Source organism: uncultured Granulicatella sp., assembly GCF_963545075.1.
Lineage (GTDB): Bacteria > Bacillota > Bacilli > Lactobacillales > Aerococcaceae > Granulicatella.
This window is the reverse complement of sequence record NZ_CAUUHX010000081.1, coordinates 1-2,595: the sequence shown is the minus strand read 5'-3', so window position 1 is coordinate 2,595 and position 2,595 is coordinate 1. Positions and strand designations below refer to the sequence as shown.

Annotated in this window: 1 protein-coding gene and 1 pseudogene; one reads left to right on the top strand and one right to left on the bottom strand. The window is 34.8% G+C overall.

Annotated elements, in window-relative coordinates; genetic code table 11:
* Positions 1-182 (bottom strand): annotated as a pseudogene (locus RWZ86_RS08230) (hypothetical protein); the annotation flags it as partial.
* 184 nt (positions 183-366) lie between these two features.
* Here RWZ86_RS08230 and RWZ86_RS08225 point away from each other — a divergent pair.
* Complete coding sequence (locus tag RWZ86_RS08225; RefSeq protein WP_314681350.1) at positions 367-2,562, top strand: Tex family protein; 2,196 nt, start codon at positions 367-369, stop codon at positions 2,560-2,562.
* The last annotated feature ends 33 nt before the right edge of the window (positions 2,563-2,595 follow it).

Here is a 2,595-nt window from a genome sequence, read left to right as displayed (position 1 = left end):
ACATAAGTCTTTATATCTTCGAATTGGTGATTGTGTATTTGTGTGCCATCGAGTATTTTCACATGGTGCACAGGTAAGTCTAGGATATCTCGAATAAATTGTGCTGTTATTTCAGTATTACTGAAAACTTTCTTTGCCATTAAATCCATCATGGGTCTTGCATCTTTGATTCGTTCTTTCATTGTTAACACTCCTTAATTTTATTTTGAAGTGGAATAGTGGTGAGCATTCTGTCTTCATCTTCTATATACGTAAAAATACTCGAAAAATATTTTTTTATTACGAGAAATTTACCCTTCCAACAAAAATGTAACTACTTTCAATCAATCTAAATTTATGTTAGGATAAAAAGATTAGGAGGTTTTTATGACAGAGACAGAATTAACTATTGAACAACGTGCGTTGGATATTGTAAAGCAAGAATTAAATCAATATTCACCAAAGCAAATTGATACAGTATTAGCTTTGTTAGAAGATGGCAATACGGTTCCTTTTATTGCACGTTATCGTAAAGATCAAACAGGGAGTTTGGATGAAGTTCAAATTCGTGAAATAGAAGAAAGACATCGTTATTTATTAAATTTTGAGAAAAGAAAAGACGAAGTTATTCGATTAATTGATGAACAAGAAAAATTAACGGAAGAAATCTTAACAGAATTAATGAATGCTAAAACATTAACGGCATTAGAAGATATTTATCGTCCATTTAAACAAAAGAAACGTACAAAAGCGACGATTGCCAAAGAAGCAGGATTAGAGCCGCTAGCTGAATTTTTATTAGCATGTACAGCAGATGATGTTGAAGCAAAAGCTGCAATATTCGTTAACGAAGAAAAAGAAATTCTGACAGTAGAAGATGCGTTAAATGGAGCGTTAGAAATTATTGCTGAAAAAGTCTCCGATAATGCTCATTACAGAAAATTATTACGTGAATACACAGTTCAAAAAGCAATGCTTGTGACAAGTTTAAAAGATGAAGAAAAAGATGAAAAACACGTATACGAAATGTATTACGAGTATCAAGAATTGGTAAAAACAATTGTTCCACACCGAATTTTAGCAGTGAATCGTGCTGAAAAAGAAGGCGTATTAAAAGTTAACTTGGAAGTTGATACAACCATTCCATTAGAAAAAATCATGAAAAAAGAAATTTCAAATGCGGCTTCTCCATCTGCCCCATATGTGAAAGCGGCAATTGAGGATAGTGTTAAACGTTTCATTGCACCTGCGATTGAACGTGAAGTTCGTTCTGAATTAACAGAGAAAGCTCAAACTCAGGCGATTGAAATTTTTGGAGAAAATTTACAAAATCTGTTATTACAAGCACCGATGAAAGGACATGTGATCCTAGGATTAGACCCAGCGTATCGAACAGGGTGTAAGTTAGCCATTATAGATGAAACCGGGAAAGTGTTAGACAAAGCAGTCATCTATCCGCACCAAGGAGCAAGTGACTTTAAGCGAGCTCAAGCAGGAACAACATTCAAGAAATTGTTGGAAGATTATCAAGTTACTTTAGTGGCGATTGGAAACGGAACTGCAAGCCGTGAATCGGAAGCTTTTGTCAGTGAACAGATTAAAGGAATGAATCGTAAAATTTATTACACAATTGTTAGTGAAGCAGGAGCATCTGTTTATTCTGCTAGTGAGATTGCACGAAAAGAATTCCCGGATTATCAAGTAGAAGAACGTTCAGCGGTAAGTATTGCTCGTCGATTGCAAGATCCATTAGCAGAATTAGTGAAAATTGATCCAAAAGCAGTAGGAGTAGGACAATATCAACATGATGTGAGTCAAAAACAATTAGATGCCAAATTAGACATTGTGGTTGAAACTGCCGTGAATAAAGTTGGTGTCAATGTCAATACAGCAAGTGCTGCTCTATTAGAACATATTGCAGGACTAACTAAAACGACTGCTGCAAATGTGGTTGCTTACCGTGATGAAAATGGAAAATTCACCAATCGTTCACAATTGAAAAAAGTTCCTCGCTTAGGACCAAAAGCCTTTGAACAAGCAGTAGGATTTTTAAGAATTGTAGATGGTAAAAACCCACTGGATGGAACAGATATCCACCCAGAGTCTTATGAATTTGCAGAAAAGATTTTAGAAAAAATTCAAGCAACAAAAGTAGAGATTGGCACAGAAAAAGTAGAACAAGCACTATCTACTTTAGATAAAAAGGCATTATCTACTGAACTAGGAATTGGACTTGAAACTTTAGAATTAATTTTTGCCGGTTTAACCAAACCGGGAAGAGATCCTCGTGAAGAAGTTGATCCACCAATCTTAAGAAGTGATGTATTAACTATGGAAGATATTCAAGTCGGAATGGAATTACAAGGAACGATTCGTAATGTAGTAGATTTTGGGGCATTTGTTGATATTGGTGTGAAACAAGATGGATTGGTTCATATCTCAAGAATGAAACAAGGATTTGTAAAACATCCTAGTGATGTTGTTGCAGTTGGAGATATTGTAACAGTATGGGTAACTGAAATAGATATGAAAAAAGGAAGAGTAGGCTTGTCTATGCTTCCACCAAAAGAAAATAATAAATAATGTATAAAACTCCATTTAAGGTATGCTACCTCA